The 23,112-nt window shown below is 63.6% G+C and carries 15 protein-coding genes, 1 tRNA gene and 1 pseudogene; 9 read left to right on the forward strand and 8 right to left on the reverse strand.

Annotated elements, in window-relative coordinates:
- Nucleotides 1-63 precede the first annotated feature (63 nt).
- The 3 genes from CSQ87_RS02820 to CSQ87_RS02830 all read left to right on the forward strand — a co-directional run bounded on the left by CSQ87_RS02820 (nucleotide 64) and on the right by CSQ87_RS02830 (nucleotide 3,729).
- A complete protein-coding gene (locus CSQ87_RS02820; protein WP_100512351.1) occupies nucleotides 64-1,089 on the forward strand; it encodes a glycosyltransferase family 2 protein in 1,026 nt (341 codons plus the stop codon).
- Nucleotides 1,090-1,321: 232 nt separating this feature from the next.
- Entirely contained in the window at nucleotides 1,322-2,650 is a 1,329-nt protein-coding gene (locus CSQ87_RS02825; protein ID WP_100512352.1) for an FtsX-like permease family protein, read from the forward strand.
- Nucleotides 2,651-2,652: 2 nt separating this feature from the next.
- Nucleotides 2,653-3,729: an ATP-binding cassette domain-containing protein gene (locus CSQ87_RS02830; RefSeq protein ID WP_100512353.1), complete on the forward strand. Its 1,077-nt coding sequence runs from the start codon at nucleotides 2,653-2,655 to the stop codon at nucleotides 3,727-3,729.
- Between the two features lie 84 nt (nucleotides 3,730-3,813).
- On the opposite strand, the gene CSQ87_RS02835 is transcribed toward CSQ87_RS02830, so the two are convergent.
- The 6 genes from CSQ87_RS02835 to metG all read right to left on the reverse strand — a co-directional run bounded on the left by CSQ87_RS02835 (nucleotide 3,814) and on the right by metG (nucleotide 14,385).
- On the reverse strand, nucleotides 3,814-4,740 hold the full coding sequence (locus tag CSQ87_RS02835) for a cation diffusion facilitator family transporter (protein WP_100512354.1): 927 nt from the start codon (nucleotides 4,738-4,740) through the stop codon (nucleotides 3,814-3,816).
- A gap of 66 nt (nucleotides 4,741-4,806) precedes the next feature.
- Nucleotides 4,807-6,069 carry a glutamate-cysteine ligase family protein gene (locus CSQ87_RS02840; protein WP_100512355.1) on the reverse strand — a complete coding sequence of 421 codons (1,263 nt, stop codon included), beginning with the start codon at nucleotides 6,067-6,069 and terminating at the stop codon, nucleotides 4,807-4,809.
- A 178-nt stretch (nucleotides 6,070-6,247) separates the two neighbouring features.
- Complete coding sequence (locus CSQ87_RS02845; protein WP_100512356.1) at nucleotides 6,248-7,102, reverse strand: class II glutamine amidotransferase; 855 nt, start codon at nucleotides 7,100-7,102, stop codon at nucleotides 6,248-6,250.
- 185 nt (nucleotides 7,103-7,287) lie between these two features.
- Nucleotides 7,288-10,329 carry a KUP/HAK/KT family potassium transporter gene (locus tag CSQ87_RS02850; protein ID WP_207761080.1) on the reverse strand — a complete coding sequence of 1,014 codons (3,042 nt, stop codon included), beginning with the start codon at nucleotides 10,327-10,329 and terminating at the stop codon, nucleotides 7,288-7,290.
- Nucleotides 10,330-10,743: 414 nt separating this feature from the next.
- Entirely contained in the window at nucleotides 10,744-11,694 is a 951-nt protein-coding gene (locus tag CSQ87_RS02860) for a TatD family hydrolase (protein ID WP_100512358.1), read from the reverse strand.
- Nucleotides 11,695-12,522: 828 nt separating this feature from the next.
- Nucleotides 12,523-14,385 carry a methionine--tRNA ligase gene (gene metG, locus CSQ87_RS02865; RefSeq protein WP_100512359.1) on the reverse strand — a complete coding sequence of 621 codons (1,863 nt, stop codon included), beginning with the start codon at nucleotides 14,383-14,385 and terminating at the stop codon, nucleotides 12,523-12,525.
- 719 nt (nucleotides 14,386-15,104) lie between these two features.
- On the opposite strand from metG, the gene CSQ87_RS02875 reads away from it, so the two are divergent.
- The gene (locus CSQ87_RS02875) at nucleotides 15,105-15,869 is read left to right on the forward strand and encodes a hypothetical protein (RefSeq protein WP_100512361.1); all 765 of its coding nucleotides are present in this window, start codon (nucleotides 15,105-15,107) and stop codon (nucleotides 15,867-15,869) included.
- Between the two features lie 262 nt (nucleotides 15,870-16,131).
- Complete coding sequence (locus CSQ87_RS02880) at nucleotides 16,132-16,338, forward strand: variant leucine-rich repeat-containing protein (RefSeq protein WP_243388807.1); 207 nt, start codon at nucleotides 16,132-16,134, stop codon at nucleotides 16,336-16,338.
- 186 nt (nucleotides 16,339-16,524) lie between these two features.
- Here CSQ87_RS02880 and rsmI read toward each other — a convergent pair.
- Nucleotides 16,525-17,406, reverse strand: a pseudogene (gene rsmI, locus CSQ87_RS02885) (16S rRNA (cytidine(1402)-2'-O)-methyltransferase); the annotation flags it as partial.
- Between the two features lie 179 nt (nucleotides 17,407-17,585).
- Here rsmI and CSQ87_RS02890 point away from each other — a divergent pair.
- The 3 genes from CSQ87_RS02890 to CSQ87_RS02900 all read left to right on the forward strand — a co-directional run bounded on the left by CSQ87_RS02890 (nucleotide 17,586) and on the right by CSQ87_RS02900 (nucleotide 22,040).
- Nucleotides 17,586-19,823 (forward strand): RNA degradosome polyphosphate kinase, encoded by a 2,238-nt coding sequence (locus CSQ87_RS02890; protein WP_100512364.1) that lies wholly within the window; start codon nucleotides 17,586-17,588, stop codon nucleotides 19,821-19,823.
- A gap of 416 nt (nucleotides 19,824-20,239) precedes the next feature.
- Nucleotides 20,240-21,304 carry an NUDIX hydrolase gene (locus tag CSQ87_RS02895; protein ID WP_100512365.1) on the forward strand — a complete coding sequence of 355 codons (1,065 nt, stop codon included), beginning with the start codon at nucleotides 20,240-20,242 and terminating at the stop codon, nucleotides 21,302-21,304.
- Nucleotides 21,294-22,040: a hypothetical protein gene (locus tag CSQ87_RS02900; RefSeq protein ID WP_100512366.1), complete on the forward strand. Its 747-nt coding sequence runs from the start codon at nucleotides 21,294-21,296 to the stop codon at nucleotides 22,038-22,040. The genes CSQ87_RS02895 and CSQ87_RS02900 overlap by 11 nt, the downstream gene beginning before the upstream one ends.
- 326 nt (nucleotides 22,041-22,366) lie before the next feature.
- Here the strand turns inward: CSQ87_RS02900 and CSQ87_RS02905 are convergent, their stop codons facing one another.
- Nucleotides 22,367-22,546 (reverse strand): hypothetical protein, encoded by a 180-nt coding sequence (locus CSQ87_RS02905; protein ID WP_133122326.1) that lies wholly within the window; start codon nucleotides 22,544-22,546, stop codon nucleotides 22,367-22,369.
- A 368-nt stretch (nucleotides 22,547-22,914) separates the two neighbouring features.
- Here CSQ87_RS02905 and CSQ87_RS02910 point away from each other — a divergent pair.
- Nucleotides 22,915-22,987: transfer RNA gene (locus CSQ87_RS02910), tRNA-Lys, on the forward strand.
- Nucleotides 22,988-23,112 lie beyond the last annotated feature (125 nt).

The following is a 23,112-nucleotide window of genomic DNA, read 5'->3' on the forward strand; positions in this document are numbered from 1 at the left end:
ATCCGGATCTCCAATACGGATTCCTCGGATTCCTAATCTTAGGGAGGTGAGAGACTTAGGCACATGAACGATGTTTCAATTTCCGAGGCGAAAAAGCTGACGGCCAAACTGGCCATCGTGGTGGTGACCTACAAGCGTCAGGAGCTGCTGAAGACGCTGTTCGAATCGATCGAGCAGTCCTCGCTGGCCCCGTGGCGCGTGGTGATCGTGGACAACGAGCATTCCGACGAGACCCGGAGGATGGTCGAGGAGTTCGGCGAGCGCATCACCGCGCAGTGGGGCAAGACCATCGTCGACGCCGACGGCAATCAGGGACGCGTGGTGTATGCGCCGCAGACCGATAACCTCGGCGGCGCCGGCGGCTTCTCGGCGGGCGTGAGGAAGGCGTACGAGCTGGGTGCCGAATGGTTCTGGGTGATGGACGACGACGTGGCCATCGAACCCGACGGCATGCGGATGCTCGCCAAGTGGATGCCCTCCCATGACGTGATTCAGGGCAGCCGCTACGACTACGACGGCGGTCCGTTCTACTGGCAGTACGATTTCATCGTGCCGCTGGGCATTCCCAATCCGATCGCCCCGGCCGCGTTCGGCCACGCCGGCTACCGGGTGATGAACACGCTGTGCTTCGAGGGCGGCCTGTTCCGCCGCGACATCGTCGAGAAGGTCGGCTTCCCCGATCCTCGGTTCTTCATCTACTGGGACGACACGATCTACGGCTATCTGGCCAGCAAGGTCACCAATCCGATCGTCGTGGCGGACCGCGTCATGCGCCGCACCCGCACGATCGGCAACTGGGACATCGCGGGCCTCCGCCAGCTCAATTCCACCTCCGACATGAACCGCTACCACATCATGCGCAACCGCGGCTACATGGCCCGCTATTTCATGGCGAACGGCGACTATCGTCCGTTCCTGTTCGCGATGGGCACGGTCGCCACGTTCGCCAAGGAGGTGATCCGTCTGGTGGCGGTGGACCGCGAGCATGTAGGCAGCGGACTGAAGAAATTGGTCGCTGGCTGGTGGGATTCGCGCGCGCTGATGCACGATCCGGACTGGAAGCCGATTCAGCCGCTGAAGCAGCGCTGAAACAGTCGGCGAAACAGTCGGTGAAAGAGTCGGCAACGGCAGGGCCGGGAGAGCCGTGGATTCACGGGACGATTCGCAACCATCACCCCCGTCTTCAGCGTTCTCCCAGCCTTCTTGCAGAACCGCGGTAGGGTTCGGCAAGAGAAATCTCACGTAGGGCGCCCATAGTGGGTGCCACGGGACGCCTCCGACCTGCCATGCACACGCAGGCCGTGCGTCCCGGCCAATGTAAGTGGAACTGGAGAAGTACATGTTCGTCCTGAAGAATGCATGGTCGGCGATGTGGCGCCGCTGGTGGCGCACGCTGCTGATCATGATCGTCGCGCTGGCGGTGTCGTTCGGATCGATGATCGGCCTTTCGGTGATCAACGCCGAGACCAAGGCGACCGGCAGCGAATACGACAAGCTCACCCCGGCGGTCACGTTCCGCCCCGACCGCGAGACCATCACGCAGGTCAAGGGCAAGGGGGACGCCGGCAAGGTCGACTGGACGAAGTACCGGCTTTCCTGGAACCAGTATTCCGAATACGTGCAGAAAAGCGGCATACAGCTGACCAACGCCTACTACGGCGAGACCACCACGGTGAAGCTGGACAAGGTGAAGAAGACGGCGAACGCCTCCGACGGCACCGGTTCGCTCACCGGCAAGCTCGCCTCCGACACCTTCGCGATCACCGGCTTCTCCGACGAAAGCGCCTCACAGGACGGCCTCAACGGCAAGTACACGATCGTCAGCGGCAAGAACCTCGGCTATGACGAGAACAGCGTCGGCCAGGCGCTCATCTCCGAATCGCTGGCCAAGGCCAACAACCTCAAGGTGGGCAGCACGTTCACCGCCACGAACCCCTCGAAGACCTCCACCAAGCAGAACCTCAAGGTGACGGGCATCTACCGCAACACCGCGGCCGTGACCGAGGCGAAGACCGGTCTCGACCCGGAGAACACGATCTACACGAACTACTACACGATGACCGTGCTCGGGCTCTCCACCACCGATCAGGCCGGCACCTCCACCAATCTCGACGTGGCGATGATCCTGCAGAGCCCCTCCGACTACGACAAGTTCGTCAAGGCCGTGCGCAAGGCCGGCCTGTCCAGCGACTACGTGATCAGCTCCACCACGCTGAGCGACTATGACGCGAAGATCGCCCCGCTGAAGTCCCTGGCCGCCAAGCTCAAGCCCGGGCTGATCGTGTTCGCCGTGGTCGGTGCCGCGCTGATCGTCCTGCTGCTGGCGCTCGGCATGCGCGGGCGGACCGAGGAGATCGGATTCCTCACCGCCGTGGGCATCGGACGCGGCGGCATCGCCAACCAGTTCGCGCTGGAGGCACAGATCCCGCTGCTCGTCGGCTGGGCGATCGGCGTGGCCGCGGCCGCGTTCTCGGTCGGACCGGTATCGAACTGGCTAGCCGCGGGAGCGAACGCCAGCATTGACGCAGGCATGATCTGGCGGATGGTCTGGATCGGCGTCGGCGTGCTCGTGGCGACGGCGGTGATCTGCTTCGTGCGGATGACGGCCATGAAGACGACGACGATTCTCGGTTCCCGAATGGAGGCGTGACGATGAGCGACAAGACGACTGATACCGACAAGATCGACGACAAGACCACCGAAACCAACAAGCCGACCGATACCACCACCGAACCCGACAAGATCGACCGTACCGAGCCCGTATTCGACATCGTCTACGACGACCCGACGAACGCCGAGGAAACGGTCGAGGAGATCCGGGTGACCCCTTCGATGACCGCAGGCGGCGAAGAGGACGATTCTCCGGAGGATCAGGCGGGGCCGGGTCAGGCAGAGCCGGCGGAACCGGAATCCGATGACGAGACGGACGACGAAACTGGCGACAAGACCGACGACGAAACCGACGAACCTTCCGAACCGAAAGTGACGGCGGATGACCCGGAGGCCGAGCAGGTCGAACATGCGGCCAGCGCGGTGGACCGCGAACTCAAGAGCCGCAAGGACACGTTCACGTTCAAGACCTATCCGACGCTGGCCCTGAAGCATGTGTCGGTGGCGGCGGGCCGCGGAGGCGCCGGCGGCGACGTGCTGCACGACGTGAGCCTCGAGTTCTACCAGCGCCGCACCCATGCCGTGCTGGTCTCCTCCGAGGCGGAGCGCATGGCCGTCACCGGCCTGCTCGCCGGCATCGTGCGACCGACCGACGGCAAGGTGCAGTTCAAGAGCCAGGACCTGCACGAGTACACGCCGCAGGAATTCCGCGGCCATTTCATGGGATTCATCCCCCAGCGCGGTGCCGTGCGCACGGACTGGAGCGCCGTACGTAATCTGGTGGCCGCGATGGACGCCTCCAACCGCAACTTCCTGCGCCCCAAGCCGATTCTGGCCGAGCAGCTGCTGCAGCAGGTCGACTTCCCCGAGGAGATGGCGAACAAGCCGCTGACCGCGGTCAAGGAGCTGGATCGCCGCCGCGCGGCCATCGCCCGCGCCCTGTCCTGCGAGCCGTCGGTGATTCTGGCCGACGAACCGACGTCTCAGCTGGGCGAGGAGACCGCGGAAACGGTCTGGGACCTGCTCTCCGGTCTGACCCGTCACGACGACTACTGCGTGATCATCGTCACCGAGGATCGTGATCTGGCCAACCGCGCCGACGTCACCTACGAGATCTGACCGACCGATCCGATCGCACGAAATCCGCGCCGGTCGACCGCAATCCGATCGACCGCAATCCGATCGCCGCGGATACGATCCGGGTCACTCGTGGAAGACGCCGTCGCGGATGTTGACGTAGCCTTCCGGTTCGATCTGGAAGGTGGAGTGCTCCACCGACACGGGGAAATGATCGCGCACGCATTGCTGCAGCGAGGTCAGCACGTCGGCGTAGTCGTCGACATTCTCGGCGTCCACCACCACATGGGCGCTCAGCGTGGGCAGTCCGGTGGCCACGGTGATGGCGTGCAGATCGTGCACGTCCACCACATGCGGCACGTTGCGCAGATGGGTGCGTACGGCGTCGAGATCCAGCCCTTCCGGCGTTTCCTCCAGCAGCACCCGCATGCTGGAATGGAGCAGCTTGCCGGCGCGGGGGATCATCATCAGCGCGATCACCGTGCCGGCGATCGAATCGAAGTTCGACCATCCGGTGGTCATCACCAGCACAGCCGACACCACCACGGCCACCGAGCCGAGTGCGTCGTTGACCACTTCCAGGAACGCGGCCTTCATGTTCATGTTGGACTGCCGGTCGCCCATGAGAATGATCATCGAGGCGATATTCGCCAGCAGGCCGAGCACGCCGAAGAACAATAGCAGCCGCGGCGCCTCCATCTGCTCGCCGCCGCCGAGCAGGCGCTGTACGGCCTCGATCAGCGCGAACAGCCCCACCGCCAGCAGGGCGAGCGCGCCGCCGGCCGCGGTCACCACCTCAAGACGCGCCCATCCCCACGTTCGTGAGGCGCTGGGCTTGCGTCGCATCAGCACCGCGGTCACGGTCGAGGCGGCCAGCACCGAGATGTCAGTGAGCATGTGGCCGGCGTCCACCATCAGCGCCAGAGAGCCGGTGACCGCCGCACCGGCGATCTCCGCCACCAGAATCGTGGCGGAGAGGCACAGCGCGATGATCAGCCGCCGCGCATGGCCCGGATCGCCGATATTGCCCGTGGAATGCGTATGTTCGCTCATACCACCGAACCTACTCCTCCGGGCGAATCCGGTCTACCCAGACGATCCGGCCAAGCGACCTCCCGGCTACTCCTGAAAGACCTCCGGGCGTTCGGGGTCGCCCGGCTCGGTGTCGAGCGTACCCTCGGCGTGCAGGAACTCGCGCCAGAACTCCAGCGACTGCCCGTACGGGCGGGCGTCGGCGCCGTGGGCCTGCAGATCGGCCTTGGCCTCGCGCACGTCCACCGCGCGCAGACCGTCGAAGTAGCTCAGCAGCCCCTCGAACTGGGAGCGGTCGTAGAACAGCGAGGAGACGATCTCGGTGAGCCGCTGGGCACGCGGCAGCGGCAGCGAATCCCAGTGGCGCAGCTCGATGAAGTTCTTGAGTCGCACGTCGTTGAAATGCGTGGAGATCAGATGGTTGATCTCCGCCTGGTTCAGTTCGCGATCCGGGTAGAGATCGGCCGCCGTATCGAACGGCGCCGAGAAGACGGGCCGGTCGCCGGTGTATTCCGGGGTGTGCGAAAGATCGGCGATGAACACGGGGGTGGTGAGCACGTCCGTCGCGTAATGCTCCCAGTCGTAGTTGTCGTCGTACAGGCCCCACAGCTGGTCGGTGCGCTGCGGATCGATGTGATCCCACATCTCCTGACGCAGCAGCGGGAACGGGTTCGTCTCCTTCTCGAAGAACGGGGTGTTACGGAAGAACCATGCGAGGATCGGGCCGACCGCCGTGCCGATGCGAAGCTTGTCGATGGAGTCCTTCTCGCTGAAGTAGTCGATGCTCACCTGGGTGGAGGCGGACGCGCGCATCATGCAGAACCCGTATCGTGCGATGTGCGAGAAGTACTTCTGCATCGCGTGGTAGCGAGACTTCGGGATGATCTCGATCTCCTTGTAGGAGGTGTCGGGCTGGTAGCCGTAGTTGATCAGGCGGATGCCGAACCGGTCGAGGATCGGATCGATGTCCCGGCGGAATTCCGTGTACAGCTGTTCGAGATCGTCGGCGTGGCTAAGCACGCCCAGCGAGCATTCGATCTGCCCGCCCGGTTCCAGCGAGATCGCGATGCCGTCGCGTCCGAGACCGAGCAGATGGCCGTCCTCGTAGTATTCACGGGTGGGATCGTAGAACTGCGCGAGTGCCTGCAGCACGCTGCGGATGCCGTGCGGTTCGGCGTAGGTCACCGCCTTGCCGGTGGATTTGCGGATCGGCAGATGCTCGATCTCCACGCCGAAGCCCCGGTGATCGGGGGTCTTGATGCCGGATTCGAAGAACCGCACCAGACTGGCCACATGCTTGGGATTCGGGACCGTGGTCTGGTGGGCAAAGTCAAAGGCTCGTATCGTCATGCTTCATCAGCCTACGCGAGACGGGCCGGCAACACCCGACCGGGGCTATACGAATAATCGATATGCCGCGCAATCCCCGATTTCCTCGCGCGGGCCGGATCACACGGATCGGCTTACCTCGCGCGGGTCGTTTCACCTCATGCGGGCCACCTTCCCTCGCGCGGCGAGGACCGGCCGCTTACAACGCTTCGATATGGAACTCGCCGGTGCGGTTGGAGGCCACGATCATCCGGTTGTTCTCCAGCGTCTGCCAGCCGTCGCGTTCGCGCTGCTCGAATCCGGAGCTGGCCGCCACCACGCCGCCGCCGGCGAGCGCACGGTACCGGATGCGCCGGTAGTCGCGGGCGTGCTCCTTCTGCCCGTAGCGGGCGTAGAGGTCCTCGATCTCCGGTTCGGGGTCGAGGCTGCCCACGGCGTGTACGCAGATGAATTCGTCACCGGTCTGGATCATGCAGTTGTACGAGGACTTCGGGTAGCCGCCGCGCAGGTCCTTGATGGCCTCGCGCACGGCGTCGGGCAGTTCGAGGCCCTTGTGGAAGTAGGAGAGCACCAGCGCGAAGTACACGGCGGAATCGCTTTTGCCGCCGGTGCGCAGCATGTCGAGTTCGGAGACCGGCTTGCTCGGGGCGCGCACGATGTTGCGCTGATGGGCGTCGGAGATGTCGCCGTTGTGGATGAACGAGACGCCGTCGGCGAAGAAGGGCTGCTGGTTCTCCATGATCAGCGGCAGTCCGGAGGAGGCCAGACGCAGATGGTAGAGCGCGCCTCGAGCGCCCTGACACTCGATGGAGCGGAACACCGGGTCGGCGTAGGCCGAGGAGGTGGATTTGTACACGCTCACGTTGTTCGACGGGGTAGGCGCCCCGCCGTCACGGATGCCGGCCGGCTGATACGGGTCGGTGACCAGCGCCGCGCCCCAACCGTCGTTGTGGATGATGGCCATCTGCTGGAACGTCTCGAGTTGGGAGTTCGTCAGCACGTCATCAAGACTCAGGTTGTCCCCCGGTGTAGCGTATCCCAACAATCTGCACATAGCCACCTACCATAGCGGCAGTGGGATACGACGTGCCACCGGCGTTATAGCGAATGGCTATAACGTCCGATGGCCGGCTAATGGTCGTAAGGGGTGACCGGCCGATGGGACCGGCGGCCATCCAAGGGTCGTAGGGAGGCCGTTCCCGTCGCCGACGCGATCTGACGGCCTGCCCCGAGCCTTGCCTACGCCGCCTTTTCGGCCGGCTCCCCCACGCTTGACGCCGGCCGCAGGTCGAAGTTCGGTTTCGAACGCGGATGGGCCACGGTCTGGCCGTCCACCTCGATCGTACGGGTCAGGTCCGTCTGAACCGACCCCGCCACCGACTCCGTCCGGGCCGCGGCTTCGCTTTCCGCCGCGGCGATGGCCGCCGCACGCTCGTTCTCCGCCTCCTCGCGCTGTTCGGCGCGGATCTCCTGCAGGGTGATCGGCTTCTTCGCCCGTCGCAGAGCCACGCGCTTCAAGGCCGGCACCTTGTTGGTGGAGACGAACAGCGGCTGCACCTCCACCACCGGGTTATATGCGGCAAGGCCGAACCATTTCACCGGGTTGCCGGCCAGATGACGGATCGCGTACTTTACGCGCAGCGAGGTGGCGCCGCGCGAGGTGATCTTGGATTCCGGCATCAGGGCCTTGTGCACCAGCACGTACTGGATCGTGCCGATCTCCGGGTCCTCGTCCACCTTCGGGTAGATCACGGTCTGCCGCGGCAGGGTGCCGTCGTTGATCAGATCGTGCATGATCTGATGCAGGTACGTGGCCACGTTCTGGCTCACCTTGAAGCCGAGGCGGATGCGCACGCGGAACAGGAAGCTGGTGCCGAAGTTCTCCACCGAGTATTCGCGCGTGAACGGGTCGTCGGTCACCTGCACGGAGACCGCCCACCATGCGCGGGCCCGCTTGGGATGGTTCGCGAAGATCGAGTAGAAGATGTCGGTGTCGAGACGCCGCAGCTCGGGGTCGGACGTCAGGTACACGAGGTTGTCGGCGTAGTACGGGATCTTGAAGTCGCGGTGCAGCGCGTCGAGGGCGGGCAGGAACTCCTTGGGCCACATGTGCCGGCGCTGCGAACGCTCGACCTTGGTGCCCTGATCCCAGGTGACCATGATGCCCAGGATCGCGAGGGTGAGCAGCATGGTGAACCAGCCGCCGTGCAGGAACTTCGACATCGAGGCGATGAAGAACAGCGTCTGGATGGCGAGGAACAGGATCGCGAACACGATGGCGAACACCCGCCGCTTCCACGCGCACCAGATGTAGGCGGCCAGCAGGATCGTGGTGGTGATCATCGTGATCGTCAGCGCCAGACCGTAGGCGGCGGTGATGTGCTCGGAATCCTTGAACATGGCCAGCACGCTCAGGGTGGCGGCGCACAGCACGATGTTGACGGCCGGGATGTAGAGCTGGCCGCGGGTTCGGGCCGGGTAGCGCACCTGCAGGTGGGGCATCCAGTTGAGGCCGGTGGCTTCGGAGACCATGGTGAACGCGCCGGTGATCAGGGCCTGCGAGGCGATCACGCCGGCGGCCACCGACAGGACGACGGCCACCGAACGCAGGTTCGGCGTCATCATCTGGAAGAACGGGTTGAGGCTTTTGATCCCGTACAGGGATTCGTTGTGCTGGTTGCGCAGGATCCACGCACCCTGACCGAAGTAGTTGAGGATCAGGGCGATCTTGATGAACGGCCAGGTGGCGTAGATGTTGCCGCGACCCACATGGCCCATGTCGGAGTACAGCGCCTCGGCACCGGTGGTGGCGAGGAACACGGTGCCCATCACGGCGAGACCGGCCTTGTTGCCCGGGTCGAACAGCAGGAAGTCGATGCCGTACCACGGGTTGAGCGCGGCGAAGACCGTCCAGTCGGTGCCGAGATTCGCCACGCCGACCACGGCAAGGAACGAGAACCAGATCATCACGACGATGCCGAACACCTTGCCGATGCTTTCGGTGCCGCGCGACTGGATCGCAAACAGCACGACGATGATGCACACGGTGATCATCAGGGTCAGATTGTCGTTGGCGTCGAAGATCGGTTCCAGCTGCGGGATGGTCTGCAGACCCTCGACGGCCGAGCTGATCGACACGGCCGGGGTGAGCACGGAGTCGGCGAGGAACGCCGCACCGCCGATCATGGCCGGATACGCCAGCCATTTGCCGTACCGGCGGACCATCGAATACAGCGCGAAGATGCCGCCTTCGCCCTTGTTGTCGATGCGCATGGCGATCAGCACGTACTTGACCGTGGTGATCAGCGTGACCGACCAGAACAGCAGTGACAGCAGGCCGAGCACGGACTGCCGGTCGGCGTACTGGATGCCGCCCTGACCGGAGACGAAGGACTGCGCCATGTACAGCGGCGAGGTACCGATGTCGCCGTACACCACGCCCAGCGCCACGATCGCCATGGCCAGCGTGACGCGGTCCGGGCTGTTCTGCACCCGACGCCACCATTTGCCGATCCGGGTCTTCGGCGTCTTTTTTGCCTTTTTCTCGGATTTCTCGGCTTCGCGCTTCGCGCGTTCGGCCTCGGCCTTCTCCTCCGGAGGCACGATGTGATGCGAGATCTTCGGAGCCTTGACGATACCGGTCAGCTGCAGCGATCCGGTGTCGGTCACCGAGATCGGCGGCAGCACCCTCGTCACCGCGGTCGAAGGATCCGACGGGTCGGAGGCCGGCTGGGTCTTCGGGGTCTTCGCCGACGACGGGGTTTTCCCGGCCGACGGGGACTTCCCGGCCGATGAGGTCTTCGCAGTCGTGGTCTTCGCAGTCGGTGCCTTCGCAGCCGATGACTTCGTCACCGCGGCCTTTGCCGTCTCCTGAGATTTCGTCGTGGATTGCGTCGGCTTGTTCTTCTTTGCGGATTTCGCCGGTTTCGCGGGCTTCCCCGGTTTCGCGGGCTTCGCAGGGTTCACCGGCTTCGCGGACGTGTTCTCAGCCGACTGTGCGGACCGTTCGGTCTTATCGGACTGTGTCTGTGTGGTCTTAACGGACTGTGTAGTCTTAACTGACTGTGCGACAGACTCTGCGGTCTTGGCGGTCCGGACTGTCTTGGCGGTCCGGACTGTTTCAGGGGATTCTGCGGTCTTGAGAGACTGTTCGGTCTCGATATGAATGGTCCCGGTCTGGGTATCGGATCCGGCCGGTTGTTCGGTTACCGGCTCGCCGCCGGTACTTTCCGCCTCCGCATCTTCGGCGGTGTTATTGGCGACGTCATTCTGCTTCGCCATGTGCAACCTCCAGCATTCAACACAACGGTTTACTGCACTGCATCGGCTGTCGGGCAGCCGCATTCATGGATTACGAATCCATAACACCTTCACATTTTCTCAATGCGAAGAAAAAGGCTACCACTCTCCGAGCAAAAGCACTAAACACACTCGGGACGCCAGTGTGCGAATAGCGGGGTCGGTTCAACACCGGGCAGTCGGAAGCCGGCTCAATATCAACGATCCCAACGGGTCACGAGATTCTCCCCACTGTTCCCCCGACCGTGAAATTCCCACGACAACTTTCGGCACAGTGTCGGGTCCGATAGGACGGTACCGCGCCGGATATCGTCGGATGGAGGCGGTTGTCGGCTGGTTCCGGATGGTGCCGGTCGGTACCGGATGGCGGCAGTTGTCGGCGGATTCAGCTCGGCGTCAGATGCCGTACACCGCCTGCGTATTGCGACGGGTGATCGCCGCCATCTCGTTGACGTTGATGCCCAGCACATCCGCCATGGCGGTCAGCGTGTAGGGAATCATGTACGGCGCATTGGTCCGGCCGCGATACGGCATCGGCGTGAGATACGGGGCGTCGGTCTCCACCAGAATATGGTCGGGGGCAATCATCGCCAGCGAGGCGCGGATACCATCGTTGCCCTTGTAGCTCACCGTTCCCGAAAAGCTCAGATACCACCCCTGTTCGGCGGCGATGCGTCCCATTTCGGCGTCACCGGAATACGAGTGAAACACAGTGCGTTCCGGGGCGCCGTCCCTGAGCAGAATGTCGATGCAGTCGGCGTGGGCGTCACGATCATGGATCTGCATGGGCAGGTTCAGCTCCTTGGCCAGCGCGATATGCGCGCGGAATGCCTCACGCTGGTATTCGCGAGCCTCGTCGCCGGTACGGAAGTAATCCAGACCGGTTTCGCCAATGGCCACCACCCGTTCCGGATACGCCGTGGCCAGCCGATGGACCTCGGCGAGCGCGGCGTCGAAGTCGAGATCATGCCACGGCTTGTACTTGAGCTCCAGACCGTCCGGCCCCTTGGCTCCGCGGTGCCCATGCAGCACGGATTCGTTGGGGTGGATCGCCAGCGCGGCATGCACCCGGTCGGGAAAATCGTTCGCCAGATCGACCGCGTCCTGAAGATGCGGGTATTCGCAGCCCACGTCGATGATCTGCCTGATGCCGACAGCGGCCGCCTGATCCAGCAGCTCCCCCTCGCTGTACACCGGCACCGGCGGCTGTCCCTTGATCTCGGCCTCATGCGCCATGGCCGCGGAGAACGGCACCACCGACTTCACATGCGTGTGATTGTCATAGGTCCATTCGGTCAGCGGTTCCGGGGCTGGCGCCCAGCTGCGGTTGCGATGATGCTTGCTCATGCGCACCAGTATGGCGGGGTGGCGTGACGATAGCGGGCGGCGGAAAGCGTGGAAAAGAAAAACCCGGCGGGGATTGGCCGCCGGGAAATCAGAGAAAGGAAGAGAGAAGAGAAGGGTTCAGTTATGAGGATTCAGTTATCATCCGCTTACCGAATGATCCGACGTGTCGAACCATCCGTGGGATGTGTTCGGATTGTTCCGGGTTGCACCTCCGGGGTTTCCGTTGACATGTCCCATATAACCCGACGTTACTGAACGCAACGATGCCATAACCTGAAAATAAGCTGAAAATCATGCGCGGGAAATGTGCCGCTCCGCACGCCAATGAGATCTGCCACACAGTATGCGGGCCAATCCGATGATCGTCGCGCCACCAAGCCGGGTAAAACGCTGTACTCACCGGATTGCAGTCGGGAAACACGGTGCTCCGTCCACTACACGCAGCGCTCCGTCCGGAAAAAGAAGAAGCCCGGTGGAGAGAAGGTCACCGGGCTAGAGAGAGAAGAGAGAAGAAGGGTTCAGTTATCAGATTCGATCGGGAATCTCGTCTGCGGTGCTGTCCGCTGACATGTCTTATATAACCAGCCCATACTTGGGGGAATGATATGAGAACCTGAATCTTTCCTGAAAATGTGGGGCGGGAACTGTGAACAGCCGGGCACGAATCTCCCAAAACACAACTTTGCGGTGCCTTCTGGTCGTTTTCAAGACGAATAAACAACCAAAAGACACCGCAAATTGCCAGAAACGGGGATTTCAGCCCTTATGTTGCTGGATCAGCAGCCAGCAGCCAGTTGCCAGCAGCCAGCAGTCAGTTGCCAGCTTCGGCTACTTCTTCAGCTCGGCCTTGGCGGCGGCGAGGCGCTCGGCCTCCTTGGCGCGACGGGCGTCCAGCTCGGCCTGGAAGCGTTCGAGCTCCTCGGCCACGGCCTCCTTCGGGATCTTCGCGAAAATCGGCTTCGGCTTCGGCACCTCGGCGCCGACCTCGATGGGCTCGCTCTTCCACGGATGCACGTTCACGCCGAGCTTGTAGTCGCCGGTGATGATCGGGTAGGTGAATCCGGGCTTGTCGAGATCCTCCACCTCTTCGATGTGCGGCAGCGGGGAGAACGTGCCCTTGCCGCCGAGCGCCTCCCACACCTTCTGGGAGGAGTGGGGCAGGAACGGGGCGAGCAGGTGGTTGGCGTCGGAGACGGCCTGGGCGGCAACGTGCAGCACGGTGCCGAGACGGGCTTCGTCATCCTTGATCTTCCACGGTTCGACGGCGGAGATGTACTTGTTGATCTCGCCGACGATGCGCATGGCCTCGGCCAGCGCGGCCTTCTGGTGGTGCTTCTCGAGGAATCCGCCGACGGTGTCGAACGCGGCGACGGTCTGCTCCAGCAGGGCGCGGTCCTGATCGGTGAGCTTGCTCTCGTCGATGGCGGGGATGGAACCGAAGTTCTTGGCGATGAGGTTGGCCACGCGGTTGACGAGGTTGCCCCATGCGGAGGCGAGCTCCTCGTTGTTGTGGCGCACGAACTCGGCCCAGGTGAAGTCGGAGTCGGAGGACTCGGGGCCGGCCACGGAGATGTAGTAGCGCACGGCGTCCACCGGGTAGCGCGAGAGGATGTCCTTCACGTAGATCACGATGCCGCGGGAGGAGCTGAACTTCTTACCTTCCATGGTCATGAACTCGGAGGCCACGACCTGTTCGGGCATGTTCAGCGGACCGTACTTGCCGGTTTCGCCGCCCTTGGAGCCCTGACCGTTGTAGGCCAGCATCTCGGAGGGCCAGATCTGGGAGTGGAAGGTGATGTTGTCCTTGCCCATGAAGTAGTAGCCGGGGGTCTCCGGATCGTTCCACCAGGCGCGCCATGCCTCGGGATCGCCCTTGCGGCGGGCCCATTCGATGGAGGCCGACAGGTAGCCGATCACGGCGTCGAACCACACGTACAGCTTCTTGTTCGGGTTGTCGATCCAGCCTTCCACCGGCACGGGGATGCCCCAGTCGATGTCGCGGGTGATGGCGCGCGGCTTGACTTCCTTGAACAGGCCCTTGGAGAAGTTGATGACGTTGGTGCGCCATCCCTCACGGGTGTTGAGCCAGGCGAGGTTGGCTTCGGCCAGCGCGGGCAGGTCGAGGAAGTAGTGTTCGGTCTCCTCGAAGCGCGGGGTCTCGCCGTTGATCTTGGAGACGGGGTTGATCAGATCGATCGGATCGAGCTCATTGCCGCAGGCGTCGCACTGATCGCCGCGGGCGCCGTCCGCGTGGCAGATCGGGCATTCGCCCTCGATATAGCGATCGGGCAGGGTACGACCGGTGGAGGGGCTGATGGCCACCTGCTGGACGCCCTTGTAGATGTAGCCGTTGGCGAGGCACTGCTTGAACAGCTCCTGCACCACATGCTCGTGATTGCCGGTGGTGGTGCGGGTGAACAGATCGTAGCTGAGGCCCAGATCGCACAGATCCTTGGCGATCACGCGGTTGTAGCGGTTGGCGAGCTCCTGGGCGGTAAGGCCTTCCTTCTCGGCCTCCACCAGAATCGGGGTGCCGTGCTCGTCGGTGCCGGACACCATCAGCACGTCGTTGCCCTTCATGCGCTCGAAGCGTGCATAGACGTCCGAGGGGACGCCAAAACCGGCGACATGGCCGATGTGGCGGGGGCCGTTCGCATACGGCCAAGCGACATTGACAAGAATATGACTCATAAAAACCGATTATGTGCGCTAGAGGGGACAGCGTCGGCGGGCGGTTATGCACCGTTTGCGATCGGTCTGCGTGGATAACTTCGCGAAGTTATCCACAGCGAACACTCAACTGAGGCATATTCGTCCACTTATCCACATTTTTTCTGCCCGGTTTTCCCGACGGCCGGTTCCCCTCTAACGTCGGTTCCATGACTGCACAATCGATATCGGATCCATCGGACATGCCTAAGTCAGCTGGCATCAAGCCAACGAAGCCAGCTGGCACAACGGTCATGCCGATCTCGCCGACGGCGCTCCCGGGGACGCCGAACATCATGACAGCGCCATCGCCGGGACCGGGCGGTGATGTTGCCACGGCGATCGCGTCCGGATCGGGGATGACCATCCCGCCGTATATCGGCGATATCGCGAATGCATGTCTGGCGTATGACCGTCGATCTCGGCCGAGAACGACGACCGGCGCCGACGACCGTCCCGATGCGCGGACTATCGGTTCCCGCCCCTCCGCACGGCGCTCCCCCGGGCGGAGGTCCGATGGGCGGCATCCTGCGGGCCGAACGTCTGCGAGCCGAACGTCATCGGGACGGTCGATCGGCACCCCGTCACATCGGTCGTCATCGGTCAGGACCTCGTCGGTCAGCGCATCATCGTCCAGTCCCTCGTCGAATGGCACGACGCGACGGTACTCCGGAGCCGTCCCGCAGCCGCTGCCTGCCATCGTGCAGATCGACGACGTCACCGGTGACATGGGGCTCGAACGACTGGTGGAGCGCAAGGTGCTGGTCCGTCTCGACGACACCTGCGCCTACCCGGCGTCCTATGCCGGCACGCTGTACGGCCGCGCGTCGATCGCCGAACAGATGGTGCCGTTCGGCGCCGCCGCGACCGGTCCGCTGGCGCTGTGGGTCTGGCAGGGCGGCCGGTTCCCCGGACGGGTGGACGTGGTCTCGGGATCGCATTTCCGGGCCCGGGTGCATGGCCGGCAGATCGTCGTGCACAATCGGCGCACCCCGCCCGAGCAGCTGATGCGGCTGCGGCAACTGCTGGTCACCTCGCCGATGCGCACCGCCTGCGATCTGGCGTGCATGGATCTGCCCGGGCAGAGACCATCGCACACCGAAGCGCTGATCGCACGGATGCTCGATGCCTATGGGATCAAGGTGTCGCAGTGTCTGAAGACCCTGTGGGAGAATCCGCGGTGGCCGAACCACGGACCGGCCGTGCGGATGCTGATGAACGTGGAGAAGCGAATGCTGATGGACCGACAGCGGCAGGAGCTGAGCGAAGCCGAACATATCGACCGGCTGGACGATACCAACGACGAGATCAACGACGATATCGGTGCCGATATCGGGAAAGGAGACACCATGATCATTGACGCGGCCGACGACGGACCCGACGACACGACCGGCCGCGGAACCGACGTCACGGCCGATGGATCGGGATTCGACGGGATGGGCGACGATGCGGAGCGCATCCGGTGAGGCTGGACCATCCGGCACGACCGAGTCATCCGGCGCTGTGCGGGGGCGACGCCGCCATGCGGCCGAGCGCCGCCGGACCGGTCCGCGCCCATGGTTGGGTCCACGGCTGCGGCCCCGACTGCGACGACGTTCGCGGTCCCGTGGACGTCAGGACTCGGTCGGCGACGACAGGCTCACCGGCATTGCCCGGAGAAAGCCCTCACATCGGCCGGTGCGGAGCAGACCGGCGAGCGGACGAGAGCCGACACCTCCGCCGCCCCCGTTGCGACTGACTGCAGCAGTCGCCTGCGATCCGCACACCGAGCAGGATGTGCTGTGGCATATCGCCAGGGAGGCGCCGCAGCTGCGCATGTGGCTGATCGCCAATCCTTCGGCGACCCCGGCGATGCTGGAGTTCGTGGCCCAGACCGGCGGCCCGGGCGTCAGAAGGGCCTTTGAGGTGCTGTTCGAATCCATGGACGAACAGTGAATGAGCGGTTGCGGGAGTCGCAGGAGCTGGCGGTGCGGAGAGACATCGACGCGGGAGCTGGCGGTACGGGAGCTGGCGGTGTGGGAGCCACCGGAAGCCAACCGTACGGGAGTCCATCTGGCATGGAGACTGTCGGCCCGGAACACGAGAGATCGGGTCACTGGCCGTCGGGTCATTGCCGTCGGGTCACTGCTTGATCTGCAGCACGGCCGCGTAGACCTGCTTGCGGTTGGCCAGCGAGCCGTCAGGCAGCGGATGCTCCTCGATCACCTCGGCGATGGCCTCCTTGATGCGAAGCCCGTCCTCCAGGGCACGGTCGATGGCCAGCACCGCCAGATCCTCCACGCTCAGCGAGGCCGGAGCCATCTCGCGGGCCTCGTCCTCGGAGGCGCCGGCGATCACCAGCACGATCTCGCCGCGGGGCGGGTCGTCGATCACTCCCTGCCGGATCTCGCCGATGCCGCCGCGGCGAATCTCCTCATAGTCCTTGGTCAGCTCCCGGGCCAGGGCCATGCGACGGTCGGGGCCGAATGCGGAAAGCAGGTCGTCCATCGAATCGGCGATGCGATGCGGGGTCTCGTAGAACACGATGGTCCGCCGTTCGGATTGCAGCGATCGCAGGCGCTGCACCCGGTCGGCGTGCTTGCGGGGCAGGAACCCCTCATAGCAGAACCGGTCGGTGGGCAATCCGGAGAGCGCAAGGGCGTCGAGCACCGCGCTCGGGCCGGGGGCGCAGGTGACCGGCAGTCCGCGCTCGATGGCCCGGCGCACGATCGCCAGACCGGGATCGTTGATCGTAGGCATGCCGGCATCCGAAACGACCAGCACGCAGGCGCCGGTCTCCACCTCGTCAAGCAGACCGTCGGCCTTGCCGCGCTCGTTGTGATCGTGATAGGCCACTACGCGGCCGTTGACGTGCACGCCCAGTCGTCGGGCCAGATCGTACAGGCGCCGCGTATCCTCCGCGGCCACGATGTCGGCCTGTTCCAGCAGCGCCACCAGTCGCGACGAGGCGTCGCCTACGTTGCCGATGGGCGTCGCCGCAAGCACCACCGTGCCCCGAGGAACCTCCACGATCCGTTCGTCCTGATCACCATTCACTACCGACTGCATACCTTCCAGTATCCACGATCCTCATACCTAATCGCGCGACCGAAAGGCGGGCAACATGAATAATAGTTAAATTCTCCCGTGATTTACCCTCATTTTTCCTACTGTTCGTCGACGTCGATAATAAAGTGGTACGTATGGCTCAGATATTCAATGCACCCTCGAAGGCGATCCTTAAATCGCAGATCGCCGAGCATATCGCGGAGACCCCGAAGGACACCCGCGAAAACCCCAACGCCGCTCACTACGAGCCCCTGCCCCCCGACAGGTTCTTCGACCGCGAGCTGAGCTGGCTGAAGTTCAACAAGCGCGTTCTGGAGCTTGCCCAGGACGAGACGCTTCCGGTGCTGGAGCGCGCGAACTTCGCCGCCATCTTCGCGTCCAACCTCGATGAGTTCTTCATGGTCCGCGTGGCCGGCCTCAAGCGCCGCATCGACACCGGCATCGCCGTGCCGAGCGCCAGCGGCCTGAGCCCGCGCCAGCAGCTGCGCGCGATCTCCGATCAGGCCCACTGCCTGCAGGACGAGCACGCCAACTACATGATCGAGCACATCCTGCCCGATCTCGCCAAGGAGAACATCGTCCTGCTCAAGTGGAGCCAGCTCACCATCGCCGAGCAGGAGCGCCTGAGCAAGTTCTTCCGTCAGCAGGTCTTCCCCGTGCTGACCCCGCTGGCCGTGGATCCCGCCCATCCGTTCCCCTACATCTCCGGCAACTCGCTGAACCTCGCCGTGATCGTGGAGAACCCGAACTCCGGCAAGTCGCACTTCGCCCGCGTGAAGATCCCCGACAACCTGCCCCGACTGGTGGCCGTGGACGACATGACCGATGACGAGGCGTCCGACGTGCGCTACGGCTTCGTGACGATGGAGAACCTCATCATCGCCCACCTCGAGGCCCTGTTCCCCGGCATGATCATCAAGGAGGCACGCTCCTTCCGCGTCACCCGTAACGAGGACATCGACGTCGAAGAGGATGACGCCGAGAACCTGCTCAACGCCATGGAGAAGGAGCTGCTGCGCCGCCGCTTCGGACCGCCGATCCGTCTGGAGCTTTCGCAGAACACCAGCCCGTTCCTCTCCCAGCTGCTCGCCGACCAGCTCGGCGTGAACGACGAAGAGGTGTACCGTCTGCCCACGCCGCTCGACGCCACGGTGCTGTTCGAGCTCGGCTCGGTGGATCGTCCGGACCTGAAGTTCCCGAAGTTCGTCCCGACCACCAACCGTCAGATCGCCGAGGTGGAATCCAGCCGCGCCCAGGACATCTTCGCCGCCATCCGCGAGCGTGACATCCTGCTGCACCACCCCTACGATTCCTTCTCCACCTCCGTGCAGGCGTTCCTGGCTCAGGCCGCCGCCGATCCGAAGGTGCTGGCCATCAAGCAGACGCTGTACCGCACCAGCTCCAACTCCCCGATCGTGGACGCGCTGATCGACGCCGCCCACGCCGGCAAGCAGGTGCTGGCGCTGGTGGAGATCAAGGCCCGCTTCGACGAGGACGCCAACATCGCCTGGGCCCGCAAGCTCGAGCGCGCCGGCGTGCACGTGGTGTACGGCATCGTGGGCCTCAAGACCCACTGCAAGCTGTCGCTGGTGGTCCGTCAGGAAGCCGATGGCCTGCGTCGTTACTGCCACGTGGGCACCGGTAACTACAACCCGAAGACCGCCCGCATCTACACCGATCTCGGTCTGCTCACCTGCGACCCGGTGGTCGGTCAGGATCTGACCCGCCTGTTCAACCAGCTGTCCGGCTACGCTCCGAAGTCGAGCTTCCACCGTCTGCTGGTCGCCCCGCGCGGCATCCGCACCGGTCTGATCGAGCGCATCCGTCGCGAGGAGACCGCCGCCCTTGCCGGCAAGCCCGCATGGATCAAGATCAAGGTCAACTCCATCGTGGACGAGGCCACCATCGATGCGCTGTACCGCGCCAGCCAGGCCGGCGTGAAGATCGACATCGTGGAGCGTGGCATCTGCTCGCTCAAGCCCGGCGTCCCCGGCATGAGCGACAACATCCGCGTGCACTCGATCCTCGGCCGCTTCCTGGAGCACAGCCGTATCTACGCCTTCGCGAACTCGCAGGGCCCGCAGATCGGCGAAGGCCCGGCTTCCGGCCCCGAGGTGTGGATCGGTTCGGCCGACCTGATGCACCGCAACCTCGACCGTCGTGTCGAGGCGCTGATCCGCGTCACCGCTCCCGAGCAGATCGAGGAGCTCATCAAGTACGTGGATCTGCAGATGGCCGACACCACCAGCAGCTGGCACATGCAGCCCGACGGCACCTACATCCGTCATTCGACGGATGACGACGGCAAGCCGCTGGTCGATTGCCAGGAGGCTCTGATCAAGAAGCACACCCGTCGTCCGCGTCACAACTGACTCCGTCGGACGGTTGCCCGTATGATGTCACGTATCGGTCGGAATCTCATTTCCATCGGCCGATATGTGGCATGGATCATCAGGTTCGGTCATCGTACCGAATAGTGGTCCCGACCGATCGGTCGGCGTCGGCAACCGACGTCTAACTTTTGACGGGTGACGGCCGTAGCGTCATGCACGACCCCGGATATCACCGATCTGATATCCGGGGTCGTTTGTTGCCATCTTGTTGCACTTTCGAATGAATGATATCGGTTTCACCGGCACATAATGGTAGGGAGTTTCCCGGGTGGAAGACCGTTCCTCTCTGGAGACCTAACCATGATCACGATCGTCGGACGCCCGTGCAGTTGCGGCAATCCCGGCAATATGCGATGTGAGGCGAGCCGACGATGACCAAAGAGAAAGATATCGCAATGAGTAGTACGGTCGTCGAAGCAGCCGGCGGCATCGTGTACCGCTGGCGCGATGACATCAGGCTCGAAGGCCCCGCGGCCAAGGACCCGGACGTCATTCTGGACAATCTGGAACTATGCGTCGTACATCGACCGAAATATGACGACTGGAGCTGGCCGAAGGGCAAGCTCGACGTCAACGAATCCCATCGCCACGCCGCCGTGCGCGAGATCGGCGAGGAAACCGGCCTGTCGGTGGCGCTGGGCGCCTATATCGGCGAGGTCGAGTACCCGCTGGAGGATGAAGGCAAGCCGGGCAAGCGCCGTTGCAATCCCCGCAAGCCTCGCAAGCATGTGCTGTATTGGAACGCCCATGTGATCGACGCGCAGGACGCCGAAAAGCGGCGTTACGCCTTCGGGCCGATCAACACCGATCCCAACGAAGTGGACAATGTGTCGTGGATGTCCCCCGCCGACGCACGGCACAAGCTCACCCACGTACTCGACCGCGACATTCTCGACCAGTTCGTGGCCAAGGTCCGCGGCGGCATCCTCAGCTCGCACATGTTCCTGCTGATCCGGCACGGCAAGGCCGAAGGACGCAAGTTCTGGGGCGGCACTGACGCCGACCGTCCGCTCACGCCGCGCGGCGCGGCCTACGCCTACGCACTCACCCGCGAGATCGCCTGCTTCGGCATCGACCGACTCGTCACCTCGCCGTGGCGTCGCTGCACCGGCACCATCGAAACGTTCTCATGGCAGACCGGCCTGCCCGTGCACATGGCCGACGACCTGACCGAGGACGCGTTCGCCGACCGACCGGATTCGGCATGGGCCTGCATTCTCGGCGAGATGCGCCACACGCTGGAATCCGGCGAGACCACCGCCGTGTGCATGCACCGTCCGGTGATCGGCGGAGTGTTCGAACACATGCGGGAACTGTGCGAGTCGAAGGCCCTGGCGAAGAGGCTTCCGGCGAAAACACCGTACATGGCCACCGGACATGCGGTAGCCTTTAATATCGTTGACACGGAACATGGTCCGGCCATCATCGATATTCAGAAGGTAAGCCCGATTGTCTACTAATTCCTCCGCCTATGGTTCCTCCTCGGTCCGTGCCGCCGGCTCTGGTTTCGCCGCGGCACGCTCCGGTTCCGCACGGTTCACCCGTCCCGCGCAGCTCGACGCCGCTCTGGTCGATCAGCTGGCCGGCGGCGTGGACCCGCAGCAGCTCAGCGATATGAGCCACACCACCGCCGCATCCCTGCTTGACCGCGTGCATCACACGCAGGATCCGCAGGTGGTGGATCGCGTGCTCACGCTGGTGGAGCACGAGGGCGTGGATCTGGTGGCCGAGCTGTGGAGTTCGGCCGAGCCCGAATCGCTGCCCGGCGTGCTGTGGCGACTGTACATGCTGCGCACATGGATGCGGCGCAATCGCGAGAACATCTCCCGACTGTGGCGACTGGGGGAACCGGTGGCCACCACGGCGTCGGCCATCGCCGGCGTGGATCAGGCACCGACCGCCGACGACATCGCGCGCACCGCGGATTCGATTCTCTCCGGCGCGTTCACCGGTGATTTCGCGGTGGCGCTGGAACGGGCCAGCGCGTTCTGCTCGGTGATCGCGGCCGGACTCGTGGCCGAAACGAAGCGGCGGCAGGAGGAGGCGCAGCGTCTGGGGCTGACTGCTCTGGAAACGCAGGCGAAGCTGGCGAACTCCGGGGCCTCGCACATGGTGAAGACCGCGAAGTCACTGTCCGGCACCGCCAAGGATTTCCGGGCCGGAGCCGGTCTGTGGCGCGAAGGACGACTGGAGTAGTCCGGAATCCAGTCAGGCGCCGTGACCGGACGGTGAGCGTTCGGCCACGCCTTGCGCGAACATGCGCGTTTGGTGATCGGCGGCCCATGCCGTACACTGGGTGACGCGTCGGGCCGTGCATTGCCCCGGGCTCCATTTTTTGCCGCTGCGAGCGGCCCTTGCGCCGACAGGCGCATTCACGGTCCGGCGTTCTTTTTCTCCTTTCCTTTTCCTTGCTGTTCCGTTGCCGAGCATTCCGGCAGTCGCTGGGTATGCGGTATGCGTTGACGATCGTCTCCGCCATCACCGGTCCCGCCATCACCGGTCCGTCATCACCGACTCCGCCATCACCACTGATGCTTGACGATCTTGTAGGTGTTGCCGTCACCGAACAACCATCCGGAACGACTGTCGATGTAATCTGAAGCCTCTTGCATCGTCACGTCTTCCAGTACGACCTCGTCGCCGGACAGCCATCCGCCCACCTTGACCACATCGTAGGTAGGGTCGCTGAAGAAGAGTCCCATGATCATTCCTTTCCATAGAGGTGCGTTTGCCTTCACCCCTATGAACCGGACAATTGCCGATGGGCCGGAATTCGCGCGACAAACCGCAGAGAAGCAGGATTCCCATGAAATTCCCAGCTAACGCACATGGTGTGTTGAAATTCATGCGGTTATATAAGAACCACGGTCGAACAGCACAGGTCGAATACACAGACAGACCGGCTGTACAGCCGCAATAACTGAATCCCTTCTTCTTCTCTCTTCCTCTCTAGCCCGGCGGTCTTCTCTCCCGCCGGGCTTCTTCCGTTTTCGGCCGGTATGGTCAAACCCGCACGGGCAATGCCCTTCGATTTGGTTTGGTCGGCTGGAGCGTGTATCGTAGAAGAGTTGCCCCTCTAGCTCAACGGTTAGAGCAGCGTCCTTTTAAGTCGTGGGTTGTGGGTTCGAATCCCACGGGGGGCACGGATGATCTCCTGAAACCGCAATGGTTTCAGGAGATTTTTTATGCACGGACATCCGCGAATCCGCAGCGTCGCTTCACAGAACGTGCAGAGAACATAGAGAGCACCGGACAGCCAGCGAGAACG

Source organism: Bifidobacterium simiarum, from assembly GCF_002802905.1.
Lineage (GTDB): Bacteria > Actinomycetota > Actinomycetes > Actinomycetales > Bifidobacteriaceae > Galliscardovia > Galliscardovia simiarum.